Source organism: Imperialibacter sp. (assembly GCF_048007035.1).
Lineage (GTDB): Bacteria > Bacteroidota > Bacteroidia > Cytophagales > Cyclobacteriaceae > Imperialibacter.
The window spans coordinates 5,015,784-5,033,355 of sequence record NZ_CP180355.1; the positions used below are offsets into that span (position 1 = coordinate 5,015,784).

General features: G+C 44.4%; 16 protein-coding genes and 1 tRNA gene. 14 read left to right on the forward strand and 3 right to left on the reverse strand.

Annotated features, from left to right (window positions below; translation table 11 throughout):
* The first annotated feature begins 59 nt into the window (after window positions 1–59).
* From ACMVP2_RS21735 to pncA, 6 genes are all read left to right on the forward strand, one after another.
* The gene (locus tag ACMVP2_RS21735) at window positions 60–725 is read left to right on the forward strand and encodes an ABC transporter ATP-binding protein (RefSeq protein WP_416865082.1); all 666 of its coding nucleotides are present in this window, start codon (window positions 60–62) and stop codon (window positions 723–725) included.
* The gene (locus ACMVP2_RS21740) at window positions 722–1,612 is read left to right on the forward strand and encodes a DMT family transporter (protein ID WP_416865083.1); all 891 of its coding nucleotides are present in this window, start codon (window positions 722–724) and stop codon (window positions 1,610–1,612) included. The genes ACMVP2_RS21735 and ACMVP2_RS21740 overlap by 4 nt, the downstream gene beginning before the upstream one ends.
* Window positions 1,613–1,773: 161 nt before the next feature.
* Entirely contained in the window at window positions 1,774–2,187 is a 414-nt protein-coding gene (locus ACMVP2_RS21745) for a four helix bundle protein (RefSeq protein WP_416865084.1), read from the forward strand.
* Between the two features lie 37 nt (window positions 2,188–2,224).
* On the forward strand, window positions 2,225–2,968 hold the full coding sequence (locus tag ACMVP2_RS21750) for a YebC/PmpR family DNA-binding transcriptional regulator (protein ID WP_416865085.1): 744 nt from the start codon (window positions 2,225–2,227) through the stop codon (window positions 2,966–2,968).
* A 57-nt stretch (window positions 2,969–3,025) separates the two neighbouring features.
* A complete protein-coding gene (locus ACMVP2_RS21755; protein ID WP_416865086.1) occupies window positions 3,026–4,504 on the forward strand; it encodes a nicotinate phosphoribosyltransferase in 1,479 nt (492 codons plus the stop codon).
* Window positions 4,497–5,102: a bifunctional nicotinamidase/pyrazinamidase gene (pncA, locus tag ACMVP2_RS21760; RefSeq protein WP_416865087.1), complete on the forward strand. Its 606-nt coding sequence runs from the start codon at window positions 4,497–4,499 to the stop codon at window positions 5,100–5,102. The genes ACMVP2_RS21755 and pncA overlap by 8 nt, the downstream gene beginning before the upstream one ends.
* Before the next feature lie 60 nt (window positions 5,103–5,162).
* Here the strand turns inward: pncA and gap are convergent, their stop codons facing one another.
* Window positions 5,163–6,170: a type I glyceraldehyde-3-phosphate dehydrogenase gene (gene gap, locus ACMVP2_RS21765; protein ID WP_317490973.1), complete on the reverse strand. Its 1,008-nt coding sequence runs from the start codon at window positions 6,168–6,170 to the stop codon at window positions 5,163–5,165.
* Between the two features lie 219 nt (window positions 6,171–6,389).
* Between gap and ACMVP2_RS21770 the strand changes: the two genes are divergently transcribed.
* The 8 genes from ACMVP2_RS21770 (at window position 6,390) to ACMVP2_RS21805 (ending at window position 12,980) form a co-directional block, all read left to right on the forward strand.
* Window positions 6,390–6,461 (forward strand) — tRNA-Glu (locus tag ACMVP2_RS21770).
* 447 nt (window positions 6,462–6,908) lie between these two features.
* Window positions 6,909–8,714 (forward strand): helix-turn-helix domain-containing protein, encoded by a 1,806-nt coding sequence (locus ACMVP2_RS21775; RefSeq protein ID WP_416865088.1) that lies wholly within the window; start codon window positions 6,909–6,911, stop codon window positions 8,712–8,714.
* Window positions 8,715–8,919: 205 nt separating this feature from the next.
* Window positions 8,920–9,489, forward strand: coding sequence for a hypothetical protein (locus ACMVP2_RS21780; protein ID WP_416865089.1), 570 nt, complete (start codon window positions 8,920–8,922; stop codon window positions 9,487–9,489).
* Between the two features lie 50 nt (window positions 9,490–9,539).
* Complete coding sequence (locus ACMVP2_RS21785) at window positions 9,540–10,034, forward strand: hypothetical protein (RefSeq protein ID WP_416865090.1); 495 nt, start codon at window positions 9,540–9,542, stop codon at window positions 10,032–10,034.
* 115 nt (window positions 10,035–10,149) lie between these two features.
* On the forward strand, window positions 10,150–10,524 hold the full coding sequence (locus ACMVP2_RS21790; protein ID WP_416865091.1) for a hypothetical protein: 375 nt from the start codon (window positions 10,150–10,152) through the stop codon (window positions 10,522–10,524).
* Window positions 10,525–10,541: 17 nt separating this feature from the next.
* Window positions 10,542–10,892, forward strand: a complete 351-nt coding sequence (locus ACMVP2_RS21795; protein WP_416865092.1) for a hypothetical protein — start codon at window positions 10,542–10,544, stop codon at window positions 10,890–10,892.
* A gap of 499 nt (window positions 10,893–11,391) precedes the next feature.
* Window positions 11,392–12,420 carry a serine hydrolase domain-containing protein gene (locus tag ACMVP2_RS21800; RefSeq protein ID WP_416865093.1) on the forward strand — a complete coding sequence of 343 codons (1,029 nt, stop codon included), beginning with the start codon at window positions 11,392–11,394 and terminating at the stop codon, window positions 12,418–12,420.
* 77 nt (window positions 12,421–12,497) lie between these two features.
* Window positions 12,498–12,980 carry a hypothetical protein gene (locus ACMVP2_RS21805; RefSeq protein ID WP_416865094.1) on the forward strand — a complete coding sequence of 161 codons (483 nt, stop codon included), beginning with the start codon at window positions 12,498–12,500 and terminating at the stop codon, window positions 12,978–12,980.
* 202 nt (window positions 12,981–13,182) lie between these two features.
* Here the strand turns inward: ACMVP2_RS21805 and ACMVP2_RS21810 are convergent, their stop codons facing one another.
* Window positions 13,183–14,028 carry a ThuA domain-containing protein gene (locus ACMVP2_RS21810; RefSeq protein WP_416865095.1) on the reverse strand — a complete coding sequence of 282 codons (846 nt, stop codon included), beginning with the start codon at window positions 14,026–14,028 and terminating at the stop codon, window positions 13,183–13,185.
* A gap of 24 nt (window positions 14,029–14,052) precedes the next feature.
* Window positions 14,053–17,436 carry a ThuA domain-containing protein gene (locus tag ACMVP2_RS21815; RefSeq protein WP_416865096.1) on the reverse strand — a complete coding sequence of 1,128 codons (3,384 nt, stop codon included), beginning with the start codon at window positions 17,434–17,436 and terminating at the stop codon, window positions 14,053–14,055.
* Between the last annotated feature and the right edge of the window lie 136 nt (window positions 17,437–17,572).

Genomic DNA, 17,572 nt, shown 5'->3' on the forward strand with positions numbered 1-17,572 from the left:
GTTATAAAGCCTTGAGGGAAAGGCAATCTTTCTATATTTGCAGGGCAACAATTTTTTAGATGCTAAAAGCGACAGGAATAAAGAAAAAATACGGCAACCTTGAAGTATTGAAAGGCATAGACCTTGAAATAGCCAAAGGAGAAGTAGTTTCCATAGTGGGAGCAAGCGGTGCCGGTAAAAGCACTCTTTTGCATATACTGGGTAGTTTAGATACCCCCGATGAGGGTACGATTGAGCTCTCTGGTAAAGATGTCTTCAAATTGACATCGACACAACTGGCGTCTTTTCGCAACAAAGAAATAGGATTTGTCTTCCAGTTTCACAACCTGCTGCCCGAATTTACTGCGCTGGAGAATGTATGCATTCCTGGTTACATAGGCGGCAGAAATGATGGTGAGGTAGCCAAGCGAGCAAAGGAGTTGCTGCAGTTGCTGGGGCTGGGAGCCAGGCTTGACCATAAGCCGTCAGCCCTTTCGGGAGGCGAGCAACAGAGGACGGCCATTGCCAGGGCGCTGATCAACAGCCCCTCCATCGTTTTTGGCGATGAGCCAAGCGGTAACCTCGATTCTAAGAATGCCAATGAGCTTCACAATCTGTTTTTCAAGATAAGGGAAGAGTTGGGGCATACATTTGTCATTGTTACCCACAACGAAGAATTTGCTGCTATGGCCGACCGTACGTTGGAAATTCAGGACGGCATGGTGCTTACTGATGCGGGAAAATGAGGAGATGGAAGAGCGTGCCGGCAGGGGTAAGGTATATGCTGCTTGCCACGCTACTCTTCGCCATGATGAAGGTTTGCGTGAAAATGATACCGCAAATTCCTTCCGTTGAAATCATCCTTTTCCGATCAGTTATTTCATTCATCATTTCGTTTATTGGCATTAAGGCCGCAGGCATTTCGCCCTGGGGCACTAACAAGCCGATGCTGATTTTGCGGGGTGTTTGTGGTTCTCTGTCTTTGATTCTCTATTTTATCCTTATTCAACAAATCCCTCTGGCCACTACTTACACGCTGCTCTATCTGGCTCCGGTGTTCACTACTATTCTGGGAATCTATTTTGTAAAGGAAAAAGTGTTTCCAATGCAGTGGGTCTTTTTCGCTCTGTCGATGCTGGGAGTGGTGATCGTAACAGGTTTTGATATCAGGGTGGAGCCTATCCATCTTCTCATCGGATTGCTTTCATCTATGAGTTCGGGTGTGGCGTATAATGTTATCCGCAAACTTAAAACCAGTGAGCACCCGCTGGTAATCATCTTGTACTTCCCATTGGTAACCATCCCTATTGCAGGTGTGTACTCTGTTTTTATCTGGGAGCAACCGATTGGCTGGGAGTGGTTTTGGTTGATCATGGTGGGCATATTTACCCAGTTTGCACAGTATTTTATGACGAAAGCTTACCAGCAGGAGGAACTTTCAATCATCTCAAGTCTCAGCTACCTCGGCATTGTTTATGGACTTGGATTTGGCTTCCTTTTTGGCGAAACCTTTAATCTGTTGACCTACATCGGCATGGCTTGTGTTGTGATGGGGGTGGTCAGCAATATTTGGTGGAAGAAAAAAGGAGAGGTGCTTAGGAGGAAAAGATCGATGGCAAGGAGTAACCAGTAAATAGTGATCGGTAGGCGGTAAATAGTAACCAGTAGTCGGTGAGAATCGTGGTCTGGTTACTAAAAGAGAATTGGGTATAAAATTGAATAAATTACTGTTAAAGTTAACCAGATGCCATCATGTAACTTTAGCATAGGTGATAATTTTTTAAATTTACCGAAATGGAAAAGGGCAACAGATACGTCAGGAGTTTTAGAGATTTGGACGTCTACAAAATGGCGAGCAACCTGACCAGTTCAATTTTTGAAATAACCAAGCGGTTCCCGAAGGAAGAGATGTATTCCCTTACTGATCAAGTTAGAAGGTCGTCTCGTTCGGTAGGGGCACAGATAGCAGAAGCCTGGGGAAAGAGACGGTATGAAAAGCATTTCATTAGTAAACTTACAGATGCTGATGCCGAACAACTTGAAACCCAACACTGGATAGAAGTTGCTCTGAACTGCCAGTATATATCTGTGGTTGAGAGGAATGCTCTGATTGAACAATGCAATTACATAGGAAAGATGATCTACTCCATGATAGCAAAATCAAAAATGTTTTGTAGTGGCGGTACCCAAAGCGAAACCGATCACTGATTACCATTCACTGAATACTAAATATCGATTACACAAAATGTCAGGACATAGTAAGTGGTCAACAATCAAACGGAAGAAAGGGGCTTTGGACGCCAAGCGGGGAAAGATATTTACCAAGCTGAACAGGGAAATAACTGTCGCTATCAAAGAAGGTGGCACCAACCCGGAGGCGAATACGAGGCTTAAAATAGCTATTCAGAATGCCAAAGGGGCTAATATGCCCAAGGACAATATTGACAGGGCAATAAAAAAAGCCTCAGGCGACGATGCTGACAGCTATCAGGAGCTGACCTACGAGGGATATGGCCCGCACGGTATTGCTATATACGTGGAGTGCACCACCGACAATCAGAACCGCACAGTACAAAATGTAAGGCACGCTTTTACCAAGCACGGCGGAAGTTTGGGTACCAATGGCTCGCTGGAGTTTCTGTTTGAAAGAAAGGGGAGCTTTCAGGTAGCGAAACCGGAAGGCTTTGAAGAGGATGAGTTTACCCTGGAAGTGATCGATGGCGGAGCGGAAGACCTGGAGGTCGAAGAGGAGTATGTGACGGTGACTTGTGCGTTCGAAGATTTCGGTAAAATGCAGAAGAAGCTTGATGAGATGAACGTGCAGGTGGAGAATGCAGAACTGCAAAGAGTGCCAGCCAACCGCCTAAGCTTGGGGGATGAAGAGTTTGTAAAAGTAATGAAGCTCATAGACGCCCTGGAGGATGATGACGATGTGCAGAAGGTATTCCATAACCTCGAAATTACTGAGGAGCAAATGGAATTGATTTGAGCTCATTTAATGTTACTTTCGGATAAGGATTGACACTAAATCAATCCTTTTTTATTTATGAAGATTACCAAAGACTTGTACAGTGCTTCTATGGCGCTGCTTACCGACCTCTACCAACTCACCATGGCCTATGGCTATTGGAAGTCTGGTAAAGCCGATCAAAAAGCCGTTTTTAATCTGTTTTTCAGAAACAATCCTTTCGGTGGAGGCTATACCGTCGCCTGCGGTTTGGAATATGTCATCGACTATCTTAACAACTTCCATTTTTCAAAGCAGGATCTCAGCTACCTGGCTGAAACGACTGGCAACGACGGGCAACCGCTGTTTGAGCCTGCATTTCTCGAGTATCTGGCCAACCTGAAGTTTACCTGTGATATCGAAGCGGTGCCCGAAGGAACCATTGTTTTTCCGCATGAGCCTATGGTGCGGGTGACGGGCTCTATTCTGCAATGCCAGCTCATAGAAACGCCCCTTTTGAACCTTATCAATTTCCAGACACTTGTGGCTACCAAAGCATCCCGCATCTACCAGGCTGCCGGTGGTGATCCGGTCATGGAGTTTGGGTTAAGAAGGGCGCAAGGCATCGACGGAGCGCTGGCGGCTAGTCGCTCCGCTTTTATCGGAGGCTGCACTTCGACGAGCAATGTGATGGCTGGTAAGCTCTTCGGAATTCCGGTAAGTGGCACTCATGCTCATAGCTGGGTGATGTCGTTCGATAGCGAGAAGGAGGCTTTTGAAACCTATGCCGAAGCCATGCCTAACAATACGGTGCTGCTGGTCGACACCTACGACACGGAGGAAGGCATCCGTCAGGCCATCGCTGTAGGTAAGATGATGCAGGCCAAAGGGCAGCAGTTGATGGGTGTTCGGATAGATAGCGGTGACCTGGCCTATTTCTCGCAAATGGCCAGAGAGATGCTTGACGAGGCCGGCTTGAAGCATGTAAAAGTAGTGGCCAGCAACGATCTGGATGAAAACCTTATCCAGAGTTTAAAGCTACAGGAAGCGAAAATTGACGTATGGGGCATCGGCACCAAGCTGGTGACAGCTTATGACCAGCCTGCGCTGGGGGCGGTATACAAACTGTCGGCTATTGAGAACCATGGCAAGTGGCAGTATAAGCTGAAGCTTTCAGAGCAGACGGTGAAAATGAACAACCCAGGCATCCAGCAGGTCAAGAGGTTCAATGACGGCAGGCAGTACGTGGGCGATATGATTTATGATGTAAATACAGAGCTTAAAAACAAAAGCCTCATCATTGATCCAATGGATGCTACAAAGAGAAAGACACTGAGTGCTGAGAAGCTAAGTAGTGAAGACCTACTGGTGCCGGTTTTTAAAGCGGGCCGTTGTGTTTACAACCTACCCGATATTGGCGACATCAAACAACGGCACCTTGACCAGCTTGCCATGCTCGACAAGAGTGTGAAGCGTTTTGCGAACCCACACGTTTACCCGGTTGGCCTGGAGGAGAGCCTTCATAAGGCCAAGACTGAATTGATTCTAAAACTCCGAAACCTGACTAACAATGAGTAAAGAGGCCCTGATCGTTGTAGATATACAAAATGACTTTCTTCCCGGTGGCGCATTGGCAGTGAGCCAAGGCGATGAGGTCATCCCATTTGTAAACGAGCTGATAGATCGCTTCGGTCTTGTTGTTGCTACTCAGGACTGGCACCCGGCTGACCACGGAAGCTTTGCAGCCAATCACGAAGGAAAGAAGGTGGGCGAGTTAATTGACCTGAATGGACTTCCTCAGATCATGTGGCCGGTACATTGTGTACAGGAGTCGAAAGGTGCTGAGTTTGCCGGAAGCCTGAATACTTCCAAATTCAAGAAAGTCTTTCAAAAAGGCACCGACGCTACGATCGACAGCTACAGTGGTTTGTTTGATAATGGAAAACTGAAGTCAACTGGTCTGGGCGAATACCTGAAAGCGGAAGGAGTAGAAAAAGTCACAGTGGTTGGTCTTGCTGCCGATTACTGCGTGAAGTTCACCGCTTTGGATGCGAAAGAGTTTGGCTTTGAAGTGGTGTTGCCTGTTGCCGGCACACGGGCCGTCAACTTGCGACCAGGTGATTTTGAAAAGGCCCTGAAGGAATTGGAAAGGGCAGGGGTGGAGGTGAGACGGTAAGAAGTAATCAGTAAATGGTAATCAGTCACTTTTTACTGATTACCATTTACTATTCACTGATTACTTAACTGAAGCCATATGAAGCACCAAGTCAACCACACGGTTGCTATAGCCCCACTCATTGTCGTACCAAGACACGACTTTCACGAAATTAGCGTTCAGGCTGATACCAGCGTCAGCATCGAAGATAGACGAGCGAGCGTCTCCAACGAAGTCGGTGCTTACTACCGCATCTTCAGTGTAGCCCATAATGCCTTTCATTGGCCCATCGGCAGCATCTTTCATAGCTTTTTTGATGTCTTCATAAGAAGCAGCCTTCTCAAGGCGGCAGGTAAGGTCAACCACAGATACGTCAGGAGTAGGAACTCGGAACGACATACCAGTCAGTTTACCGTTTAGTGAAGGAATAACTTTTCCTACAGCTTTAGCAGCGCCGGTAGATGATGGGATGATGTTTTGACCAGCGCCACGTCCGCCTCTCCAGTCTTTCATAGAAGGTCCGTCGACAGTTTTCTGCGTAGCAGTGGTGGCATGTACTGTGGTCATCAAACCTTCCACGATACCGAACTTGTCGTGAAGCACCTTAGCAAGCGGAGCCAAACAGTTGGTGGTACATGAAGCGTTTGAAACGATATTGATATTGCTCTTGTATTCAGTGTGATTTACACCCATAACAAACATAGGGGTATCATCTTTCGAAGGAGCAGACATTACTACCTTCTTGGCACCTGCAGCAATGTGCTTCTCAGCTGTTTCTTTGGTAAGGAAGAGGCCCGTAGATTCAACTACATACTCAGCGCTAACTTCATTCCATTTCAAATTGGCAGGATCCTTTTCTGCAGTTACCCGGATCGTCTGACCATTTACAACCAGGTTGCCGCCCTTTACGGACACCTCACCCTTGAACAGACCATGGGTAGAGTCGTACTTGAGCATATATGCCATATAATCTGGTTCGATCAGGTCATTGATTCCTACGATTTCGATCGAGGGGTTGTTGATAGCCGCCCTGAACACCAGGCGACCTATACGACCGAAACCATTGATACCTACTTTTACTTTTGTCATTTTCAAAAAAGTTTATGGTTATTACAGAGAGTGCAAATCTAACACCCGTACCCACTAAAAACAAAGAAGTTAGCGGTTAAGGTTCAGTTGTTTTAAAAGGATTTTTAGAAAATTTTTCCGCAATGCTTTGCAATTAAAATGAGGCCATATATCTTTGCACCACAATTCAGGAAAGGGGTAGCAAATATTGCAAAACTCATCCTGGATTGTCCCCAAAATGGTCCGTTCGTCTAGGGGTTAGGACGCCAGGTTTTCATCCTGGTAACAGGGGTTCGATTCCCCTACGGACTACTTGAAAAATTAATTAAAACGTCTAATAATCTATCGCACTGATTGTTAGGCGTTTTTTTTTGTTCCCCACTTTCTTGTTAATTCCCATTCATTCATAAGTCTGGACTTTACTCCATTCATATCCGAATCACCAGTGATCGGAACTCTCAATACATAAATACTTCATTGCCCAGAATTCCAGCTTTTTAGGGAAGGTTACAGTTCAAGTTCTATTGAGAAACAAGAAGTGGATATAAAACCTAAGATGCGATATCAACAATTGTCGTATCTAGCTAGTCACGATATTCCACTTCTTTGTTGAAGTTTTTTATTCAATCAAGATAAGCTATTTTACTTCCTTGAATTTATTCTGGCTAACATAAGAGCTAGTCGTTATAGCCAATTAAAAGAAAAATCATTGAAGATTCAATGTCAGTTCGAAGAAGCCCTGATAAAGAATAGTAGAAAATGAGCAACCGCCTCCCGATACCATCATCCAATAAGTCTATTGTAGTTCTTCCTTTTGTCAATATGAGTGCCGACCCTGAGAACGAATACTTCAGCGATGGCATTACTGAAGAAATTATCAACGCCTTAACCACAGTGAAAGGCTTGAAAGTCATTGCCCGCACGTCCTCTTTTGCATTTAAGAATAAAAATATAGATGTACGAACCATTGGTGATCAGTTAGGGGTAAGTACTGTTTTGGAGGGTAGCGTTCGGAAGGCCAAAAGCAGAGTTCGTATTACGGCACAGTTAATCAGTACTAATGACGGCACTCACTTCTGGTCAAAGAATTTCGATCGGGATCTGGAAGACATATTTGCGCTACAAGATGAGATAAGTTTAAATATTGCCGACCAGATTCGGGAAAATTTTGGTCATATCAACATTCAGGAACATCTAATTGAAGCCCCTACACAAAATATAGAGGCCTACAACCTTTATCTTAAAGGTCGCTACCATCATTTAATGTGGGATGGCCCAGGAATCGCAAATGCAATAGAACTCTATGAACAATGTATAGCGATAGACCCTTCATTTGCTATGCCTTACTTTGGTTTGGCATATTGTTATGCCATGGCTGGATCCTGGGGAAATAATAAAGATTTGTTACAATCATCAGAAGAGAATCTCAACAAAGGTTTTATTCTGGACAAACAATCCTATGTTGGGTATTTTAGCAAAGCGACATTGTTCTTTTGGGGTCAATGGGATTTCATAAAGGGACATAAATTTTTTCAAAAGTCATTGGAACTTAATCCTTCCTATACGGAAGCAGAAGAAGGTTTATGCGAATTGTATACAGCAATAGGTTATTTCGAAAAAGCACACTGGCATACTGATAATATTTTAAAGATAAATCCATTATCGCCGAATCATTATTTTACCAAAGCAAATATTCATTATTTAAATGAGGACTACCCGAAAGCATTAGAATGTATTGAGACCTCTTTGAGCATCAATCCGGATTTCACACATCCCATCGCATTAAAACAACTTTGTTTAATTCTATCTAAAGATTACCAAAAGCTAAATGACTTTTTAGTTCAAACCCCTTTGGCCGAGAGACCAGAAGAATGCAGGGTATTGTACAAGTTGGTAAATCCTGAAGAAAAGATCGATGTAGATATCAGTAAGGTTAGCTTCATGATAAAAGAAGATTCTGGAGGAACGCTTTTCCCGTGGCAGCTTTTTTTGTTGGTCTATTTGGATAAACACGAAATGGCATTAGACTTTTTGGAAGAAAACATCAAGATGCGTACCGGTCAAATCATAAACTTTATGAATATTCCACTGCTTAAGCCATTACAAAAGCATCAGAGGTTCCGGGATTTACTGCAAACCGTTTTCCGCATAGAGCTATTACCACCTGATTCCGAAAAACAACTACAAATTGACCCTCCCAAAGCCTTAATGTCAGCTGCAGAAATCGACACAGTTTTAGAAATTTTTGAAAAAGGTATGACGGTAGAAAAATGGTTTCAAAACCCATCATTAACTCTGCGAGAGCTAGCCGAAAAAGTGAATATTAGCAGCAACAAGCTTTCCTGGTTACTGAATGAACGAATCGGTCAAAATTTCAATGAATACATTAATAGTTTTCGTTTGGAGAACTTCAAAAAAATTGCCCTAAACCCTGCCAATAACCACTTTACCCTTTTAGCACTAGCTTATGAAAGCGGCTTTAACTCAAAGTCTGTATTCAGCGCTTTCTTCAAAAAAACCGAGGGAATGACACCCAAAGCCTGGGTAAAGTCTAATCAAATTTAAGCCTGATTAAAAAGTCTTAAATCTCACTATTAAGTCCGAAATTTCATTTCAGGACGATTCACCTTCCTTTCCACTCCATCTTTGCATTATCAATTCATTAAAGCAGAGTAAATAATCATCGGATGATGATTCCTATATCCTTTACTAAAGAAACTAATAATAATGGGCGGTGCTTTGTGAAAAGCGAATTTTAAAATATTTTTTTATGAAAAAAACTCTATTGACCTTGATTTTGTGCGGACTAATTTTAGTCGCCAAATCTCAAAACACAAGTGTAGAAAAATCAGCATTCGGATTGCAAACTGGCGTTTTAGGAATCTGGGCATATAATGAAGCAAAACTATCAAATGCCATAGCACTAAGAACCGAGCTTGGCTTTGATTTTGGTATTTGGGAAACTACTTATTATGATGATTATGATTCTCCATTTCTACTCACACCTGTTATAGTTGTTGAGCCAAGATTCTATTATAACCTCAAAAAACGCTCAGAGAATTCAAAAAGAATAGATGGGAATAGCGGCAATTTTATTGCTTTAAAAATGGGCTATCATCCCGATTGGTTTGTCCTGTTCAATACTGACAATGCTCCTGTAGTGAGTGATTTTTCTATTATACCCACTTTGGGAATTAGAAGAAATATAGGGAGCCATTTTAATTATGAAGCAGGTATTGGTGCAGGATACAGTTACACATTTGCTGAACGTGCTGGTTATTCGAAGAACAAAGGTGAATTAGAATTGAATATGCACTTGCGAATAGGGTATAGGTTTTAACATAATCAAAAACGATTAACCTTCCTTTTAACCCTACCCTGGAATAAAAAATGGATAACAGCAATAAAAAGATAGACATGAAAAACTTGAACTCCTTCAAATTTGAACAACTCTTTTATATCAAAGAACGCATGACAAAAGTGTCTTTGGTAATACTAATATCAACTCTATTGGCATCGTGTTCTTTAACCTTGCCAAGATATTCAAATCAACCAACTGGTGTAACAATTAACAACGACAACGCTCAAATTGAAGCACTAAAAAGAGAAGAATATAGGGTTTTAAAAAAGACAGAAGGTAAGGCTTCAACTACCAGGTTTTATCTTCTTTTTATTCCTATTGGAAAGCATAAATCCAATTCTGAATTATTTGAAAACGCATATTATCAGGCAGTAGATAATTTGCCAAACGCAGATGCTCTTATATTACCTCGCCAAAAAATTGAAAAGTTTACACTTCCTCTTTTACTATTCAATTTTAATAGAAGGACAACCACTGTTTCAGGCCTGGGAGTATCGGTTAGCGATAAGCTAAGTGAAAATTAAGACTCAGAAATACCGTAAAGAATTGCTAAGCTGGCACTAGTGCGGTTCCAAGTGAATACAATTTTCCAAAGACAAAAAAGGATAGCAACTTCCATTTGATCTTCGTAAAAGGAATATGAACTATTTGAAAACCCTTTCCATTTTTCTGACTTTACTATCCGTCTGTTCTTCTTGTCAGAATAGTGAGGAATCAAACCTTGCTTTGATAAGTGATCAACGCCCGCTTGATACCCCTTTGATTTTTGGACAGGGTACTATTTCTACAGACAACAAGGAGTTCGGGCTGACTTTCAATCCGACAATGAATGAGTTGTTTTTTTACACGCAGAAAGCCGGGAGAGAGCAATCAAATTTTTACCATGAAATAGCCATAAGGAATACCATACCCAACGGACCGGCGTGGAACGATGAATATGCCTCTAACACGAGAAATGTTCAATCCCAAACCGGTTCAGCTATTCCATCGCACCGGCGAACCGGTGGCCATTGAAAAACAATTATATACACATGAAATTAGTTGATAGTAAATGGTCGGAACCAGAATTGGCATTTTTCTCAACGGATAAGGGATGGGATTTTGAACCGCATATCAGTCCTAAAGGGGATATGCTCTATTTTGGAAGTACACGACCACTTAACGACACCATTGAATCCACCAGAATGCACCAATGGTATAGTAAAAGAAACGAAGATGGCTGGCGCCAGCCGGTACCATTAGAAAAACCGTTTGTAGATAGGTTTACAATGTATATAACTGCCTCTACGAAAGGCAATCTATATTTCACCTCTAATGAGAAAGGAGCCAAGCCCGAGGAAAGAGGGATATATTTGCCATGCAAGAGGAAGGTCAATACGTAACAACAAATAGAATGGGCGAGGAGATCAATTCCGGGGAATGGATAGCCCACTCGTACATTGCACCAGATGAAAGTTACCTGATATTTGATGGAGAAAGACCTTCGGGATTTGGAGACTGTGATTTATACATCAGCTCTAATGACAACGGCGTATGATCGGAAGCTTATAATTTGGGCCCTGACGTAAATACGGATCAATGTGAAATGTGTGCAAGTGTTTCACCGGATGGAAAGTATTTATTTTTTCACAAAGGCGTCAATGGTACCGGTAGTATCTATTGGGTAGATTTTAAGCGGTTGAAGGAACGAATCGAGCATTCGGCACCCAACTAGAGCCTGACCAATATCCAAATAGCCTCTCGCTTCATAATTGCTATGGATGAAGCATAGTTGCTATCCGATCTTCAAAATTGATAGCATTTGCTACATCGCTTATAACCGCACCTGGAGGAAGCGTGTGACCTTTGTAGCTGATTACAAACACCACTAATTCGACCAAAATGAAAAAGCGATATATACCAGTCATTTCATCCATGGCATTTGCCTGTCTTATCGTTATTTTATCGGGCTGCTCCTTTGGACTACAGCCATTGCCATCCACTGTACAGCAACAGCTAAATGATGCGGTGGATAGGGGGATGGATGGTATCATTGTCTGTGTCAACCGGCCTGATGACATTCAGCTTTACGCTGCAGGATGGAAAAACCGTGAAGAACAGATCCCTGCAGACCCACATGCCTTGTTTAAGATTGCTAGTATCAGCAAGCTATATATCGCTGCTGCAACTACCCGATTGGTTGCAGAGGAGAAATTATCATTGGACAAAACACTGGCTGAGTACATTCCAGAAGTAGCAGATCGAATTGAATTTGCAGATCGGATCACTCTGAAGATGATGCTCCAGCACCGAAGCGGTATACTGGATTACAGTTCTGAGCCGGAAGTTACCGGCGAAACATTTGATGATTACCTCTCATTCGCAGCACGGATTTATGACAAACCTGCAGTATTCGAACCCAATAAGAAATATCGATATTCCAATACGAACTATTTGTTAATCGGGGAAATCCTTGATAGGACATTAGGGTACTCTCATCATACCTATGTCCGGGATGAGCTATTAACACCACTTGGTTTAAGCAATACATACAATATCTCAGCTGAAGCAAATATGGAAGAGCTGATGAGTGGTTACCTGAAAGGTTGGGAACCCGATGTGAAAGACTGGGAATACCCTCTGCCCGGCGGATCCATGATTGCCACTGCAGAAGATGTGAGTATCTTTTTAAGAGCACTCATCGATGGCACCCTGCTGTCACCTGAAGAGCAGGCCATTTATACCTCGGTCTACCCTTACGAACATACCGGCTGGTTGCCGGGCTATACCAGCATTGCTCGGTATCACCCTGACATTGATGCAGTTGTGGTCCAGTTTGTCAATACCAGTGGCAAAGAAATCTACTGGCTCGAACTCAAAAGGCTGTATAAGCGCATTGTCCGAATCCTGGAAATGAACTACCAATCCTAACACAAATCATGATACGATCCATAGTAATAATTCAAATCCTATTATTCCCGGTGGTGCTTCAAGCACAAAAAACTGATATGGAAAACACAGGTGAATTGGGTGTTAGTTTAAACACAGGTTTTAATGGTGAGCTCTACGCTTTTCAGGTTGCTCCGAGTCTGGTCTATTTGAAGGGCAACAGTCAGTTCGAACTAGGCATGGGTTTCAATCCGTTTGATCGGGCAGACCAGACACTGCTTAGTGGGGACGTAAGCTACAAATATTTCCCTAATGGAATAGGACGGAAGTTTAACCTCTATTTCGTCTCACAACTAGCCATTATTCACAATCAACGAAACGCTTACTATCCGGCAACATACAACTACCTGTTTCTGAATGCGGGATATGGTTTTCAAATCAAACTCTTTGACGGTGCTTACCTGGGCACCAATGTTAAAATGGGTACTTTCACTTATAACAAATCCTCCGAAAATCCCCATGAAGGGTTCCAGTCAACAGGCTTTTTTGATGAGACTGGTTTTAATTTAGACTTTCAATTACACCTTAACTATTTCTTTTAAACCACCTCTTACCTGATATAACAACTCTAAATCTACTTGATCATGACCTCCCGAAAAGCCATTGTTGTTAGAATTATGCTATTCTGTGGAACTGTAGCCTTCCCTTTTTTAGGGAAGGCTACAGGGTTAGTTTGGAGGGCATCTTGAAAATAGCTTTCAAACCGATAAGGTATTGAATTTCAATTGCTATAGGTTCACAATATCATCTCTCAACAGCATTTGCCAGCATCTTCACAAACACCTCCTGTTGCCAGGCGGAGGCATCGTGACCCATGGAGGTATAGAAGGTTCGGCCATTGCCAATTTGTTTGTGCCAGGCCACCGGGTGATCTTTTCCCATGCCAAAGTCTTTGTCGGTCATCCATAGCATGTTGCCGCTGGGGCTGATCGTTTCACCATCAATCCTGTAAAGTATATTGAAACCCTTCTTTCGTGGGTTGTCGAAAAACACATACCATTCATCGGTGTGGGTAAACTCCGCCGCCAGACCGGCAGCGAGCAGACTGTCCGCACCTGCTTCCAGCATCACCTTTGTTTCCTGCAAGTGAGGATCAAGCGAATGGTGGGAAAAAGTGGCTCCCATCAGGTTCTCAGTATACCAGTCCCAGTGATGAGAATTGTCCCCAGCGCCGTGGATGCCAATCAGACTGCCACCATTGGTGACGTAGTCTTCTAAGTTTTGCTGCTGTTCGTCGTTCAGCACACGGCCTGTGGAATTGTTGAAGATAACCACATCAAACTGCGCTAGCTGGTCAGGATTAAAGACACCGCCATCCTCTGTGTCGTAGAGGAACCAGTTGTTCTTGATTGCCAATTGAGCAAACACCTTTTTGCCAGCCTCTATCGATTCCCCGTGCCGGAAGCCGGTAGCCTTTGAGAAAAGCAGTACACTGGTTTGGTTTGCCGGAATAGTGAGGTTCGGGGCTTCAGTTTCATACGATACCGGGAAACCATTCTTGATCTTGTACATAAACCCGGCCATCAGCCCAACCAGCACCACCACGATGCCCAGCACTGACCAAAGAGCTATTTTTAGAATTTTTTTCATGTGTGTGAAATCAGGGTTTTTCTTTTATTTTTTGATAAACTCAATGGAGGCCAGACCTGCAAATATCTTCGAGGCATCAGCGCATTTGAAGGTGAAAACGAGCGTGTGTGGGCCGTCAATCGGGTCAATGTCTACAACCATTTCCTTGAAGCCAAGATCGGTCAGGCCTGTTTCAAACGTTCCTGCTCCTATCTTTTGGCCATCAACGCCGTCAATCATCACGTTCATTGAGCCGCCGGAGAAATAGGTTGGGGCAACCACCAAGTTCAGCTTCAACTTACCCACTCCCGTCAGGTCGATGTTGTCGTATTGGAGCACTCCATCGTCGCTGGGTAAAGTCATGGTCATGTCGTTTTCAATCCCGGGCATCATGCCTGCCGTTACATTGAACGTCATCACATTCTTTTTACTGCTGAACTTGTCACCATTCATGATCGGGTAGGAGAGCGACAGCACTTTGGTAGCAGTTAGCGGCTTCATGCCATTGGCGCCCCTGTCAGTATAGGAGGCAGTGAAAATATAAGTGCCTTCCTTTTCCGTCGGTTTATGCTTGTTGAGGGCATAGGAGCCTTTATAAGGGAGGCCTCCTTTGGCAGGTTTTCCGCTCAGCGACAGGATATAGGCAATCATTTTCTCAGTGTCGGCGGTGCTAAGTTGTGGGTGAGGCGACATCATCAGGTCACCCCATACGCCGGAGCCGCCTTTGATGACTTTTTCGCTCAGGGCTTTCACGGCACCTTCGTCGCCTGCATACTTATCTGCAATGGCTGTGAAGGTAGGGCCCACTGATTTTTCGGTAAGAGAATGGCATGCCTTGCAGTCGGAAGTTTCCATGAGCGCTTTACCTACCAGGAATGCAGACGCTTCCATATTGGCCTGATGCCCCTGTATGATTTCGGTTACATCGTAGCCCCTGGCCAGGTAATCGGCGGTGAACGTAACAGTTGAGGGGTCGATGCCCTGGTTGATGGAGCCGTCTTCGGAATCCTGCACGGTTACTTCATAGTCAAAGGTCGAATTGCTCCAGTAAAATGACTGATTTCCTTTAAAGGCAAGGTTTACTTCCGGCAGGTCGTTGCCAGCCAAAACGGTAGCTTCAGCGGAGGATACTTCATCAGATGGATCCGTTACCGTCAGGCTTACCTTGTACTCACCGGGTGTTTTATACTCGTACACAGGGTTTTTCTCTGTTGATGAACCACCATCACCAAAGACCCAGGCGTAGGAAAGTGCGTCTCCATCGAAATCTTTGGAGGCCTCTCCACTGAATTGGACGGCAAAAGGTGTTTTCCCTATCATTTTATCCGCTTCAATGACCGCAAGCGGCACCCTGTTGCCTGATGAGTAAGTGATGTGGATCAACCTGGCATCCATATTTTGCGTGAACCAGTTGGTGCCGTATTCAAGGGCATAGAAATCACCCGTGGGACTAATCACCAGGTCGACCATGTTGTTGAACAACATATTGGGCAGAAAACGCTCCATTCTCACAAAGTCTCCATTGTCATCCAGTGTTACCGCCATTACCCAGCCACGCATCCAATCGTAGGTGAAAAGCTTTTTGTCGTAGTACTCAGGGAGCCGCTGGTCTGATTCGGGGTAGCGGTCTTTGTAAAAGACGGGGCCTGCCATGGCATTTCTGCCGCCTTCACCCACCAAAGGGTACTCGGTGGATTCAGCATAGGGATAGTAGTACAATGGAGGGGTAGCCGGTGGTAAATCCTTTGCTCCGGTATTGTTGGGAGAGGTGTTGACAGGCTTTTTGGGGTCAAACAGCGGGCCGGTCTTGTTGTTGGTGTAGTCGTAGTGATTATAGGGGAAGTTGTTGCCTATAAAATAAGGCCACCCAAAGTTACCTGCCTTTTTTGCCTGGTTCAGCTCATCGTAGCCCCGTGAACCAAAGCCTGTACTGTCTTTGGCAGCGTCGGGGCCTACGTCACCCCAGTAGAGGTAGCCGTTTTTAGGGTCAATTGATATTCTGAACGGGTTCCGTAATCCCATTACGAAAATCTCGGGCCTTCCTTTTGCGGGATCAGTGAAAAGATTGCCTTCTGGTATTGAGTAAGTTCCATCATCTTCAGGCTTGATGCGTAGTATTTTTCCACGCAGGTCGTTGGTATTGGCCGACGACTTCTGTGCGTCCCATGGCGACCGGCCTTCGCCTTCGTCAATTGGCCCGTAGCCGGTGGCACGAGGGCTGGTGTTGTCTCCAAGCGACACATAAAGCAACCTGTCAGGGCCAAACTCTACAGAGCCGGCCGAGTGGCAACATTCCTGCCGCTGCGTAGGTACGGTCAATAGCACTTTTTCGGATCCATAGTGCAAAGAGTCACCTTCAAAAGTGAAGCGGGAAAGGTGCTGCTTCGGTTCGTCACCCACCGGAGAGTAGAACAGGTAGATCCAGTGGTTGCTGGCGTAGTCAGGATCAATGGCAAATCCCAACAGGCCGTCTTCCAGCTCACTGTGTACGGGGAAAGTGGTGACAAGCTTCACACTGTCCGCCCCTTTCTTGAAGAGCTTAATAGCACCCTTCCTTTCTATGAAAAGGATGTCTTCATTGGGGAAAATATCAAGTTCCATTGGCTCATTCAGGTTGAACGCAAGTACATTTTTCTGGAACCGGTTCTCTTCCGGAGCAACCCTCGAATTGTTATAGTCAACGGGTGTGCCGGGCCCCGCAGCATATTGGATGCCACCCCAAAGCATTGTCAGGAAGTCCTGATCTTTCCATGCTTCATTAGTATGTCCCAGGCCTGTGTACCACGACCTGCCTCCGTCAAAATCACGGTACCAGGTGATGGGATGATTTTCACCGTTCGTGCCGCCTTCATAAGACAGCTCATCGAGATTGAGTAATACGTTGATGTCAGACTTGATCTCTTTATAGTTGTACCACTCGTCGGTTCGGGGCCAGCTTTCGGGCAGGTGTTGTGTAGAAAGATGGGTTTTGTCCACCACCCGCACCGTGGCATCTCTTACATTCGGATCGGAGGGGTGGCCATTGAAATAAGCACCCACCAGTTCGCCGTACCAGGGCCAGTCATATTCTGTGTCGGCGGCAGCATGGACGCCCACAAATCCGCCACCTGCCTGAATCCAGCGGTTCATCTCCAGCTGCTGGGCATCGTTGAGTACGTCGCCAGTGGTGTGCAGAAACACGATTACGTTGTAATTCTGAAGGTTGGCTTCGTTGAAGTCATCACTGTTCTCTGTAGTGTCAACGGAAAAGCCATGCTGTTTTGCCAGCTCAAGTATGGCTGTTTTTCCGGCAGGTATGGATTCGTGGCGAAACTCAGCCGTTTTAGAGAAAACCAGCACTTTGATATCACGTGTGTCCCGGGTGAAGTAAAAGTAAGCGGCAGCGACAAGCACGGCCAATGTCAACAGGATGATGTAGCGTTTTTTCATAATGAAAACTAATAATTTAAACCAACAGGGGTGAAGGACTGGTTGGCTTTTTTGTTACATTTGTTAAAATCTAATAAATAAAGGTAACTGCTTTATTATTAACATTTATTAAAGTTTAATAAATAAATTTTGCTCT

What these genes read in the sequence shown, in the direction of transcription:
- ACMVP2_RS21790 (WP_416865091.1), top strand. Translation starts at nt 10,150, where the DNA reads ATGAACTATTTGAAAACCCTTTCCATTTTTCTGACTTTACTATCCGTC.
- pncA (WP_416865087.1), top strand. Translation starts at nt 4,497, where the DNA reads ATGAGTAAAGAGGCCCTGATCGTTGTAGATATACAAAATGACTTTCTT.
- ACMVP2_RS21740 (WP_416865083.1), top strand. Translation starts at nt 722, where the DNA reads ATGAGGAGATGGAAGAGCGTGCCGGCAGGGGTAAGGTATATGCTGCTT.
- ACMVP2_RS21750 (WP_416865085.1), top strand. Translation starts at nt 2,225, where the DNA reads ATGTCAGGACATAGTAAGTGGTCAACAATCAAACGGAAGAAAGGGGCT.
- ACMVP2_RS21775 (WP_416865088.1), top strand. Translation starts at nt 6,909, where the DNA reads ATGAGCAACCGCCTCCCGATACCATCATCCAATAAGTCTATTGTAGTT.
- ACMVP2_RS21800 (WP_416865093.1), top strand. Translation starts at nt 11,392, where the DNA reads ATGAAAAAGCGATATATACCAGTCATTTCATCCATGGCATTTGCCTGT.
- ACMVP2_RS21805 (WP_416865094.1), top strand. Translation starts at nt 12,498, where the DNA reads ATGGAAAACACAGGTGAATTGGGTGTTAGTTTAAACACAGGTTTTAAT.
- ACMVP2_RS21735 (WP_416865082.1), top strand. Translation starts at nt 60, where the DNA reads ATGCTAAAAGCGACAGGAATAAAGAAAAAATACGGCAACCTTGAAGTA.
- gap (WP_317490973.1), bottom strand. Translation starts at nt 6,170, where the DNA reads ATGACAAAAGTAAAAGTAGGTATCAATGGTTTCGGTCGTATAGGTCGC.
- ACMVP2_RS21815 (WP_416865096.1), bottom strand. Translation starts at nt 17,436, where the DNA reads ATGAAAAAACGCTACATCATCCTGTTGACATTGGCCGTGCTTGTCGCT.
- ACMVP2_RS21780 (WP_416865089.1), top strand. Translation starts at nt 8,920, where the DNA reads ATGAAAAAAACTCTATTGACCTTGATTTTGTGCGGACTAATTTTAGTC.
- ACMVP2_RS21810 (WP_416865095.1), bottom strand. Translation starts at nt 14,028, where the DNA reads ATGAAAAAAATTCTAAAAATAGCTCTTTGGTCAGTGCTGGGCATCGTG.
- ACMVP2_RS21785 (WP_416865090.1), top strand. Translation starts at nt 9,540, where the DNA reads ATGGATAACAGCAATAAAAAGATAGACATGAAAAACTTGAACTCCTTC.
- ACMVP2_RS21745 (WP_416865084.1), top strand. Translation starts at nt 1,774, where the DNA reads ATGGAAAAGGGCAACAGATACGTCAGGAGTTTTAGAGATTTGGACGTC.
- ACMVP2_RS21755 (WP_416865086.1), top strand. Translation starts at nt 3,026, where the DNA reads ATGAAGATTACCAAAGACTTGTACAGTGCTTCTATGGCGCTGCTTACC.
- ACMVP2_RS21795 (WP_416865092.1), top strand. Translation starts at nt 10,542, where the DNA reads ATGAAATTAGTTGATAGTAAATGGTCGGAACCAGAATTGGCATTTTTC.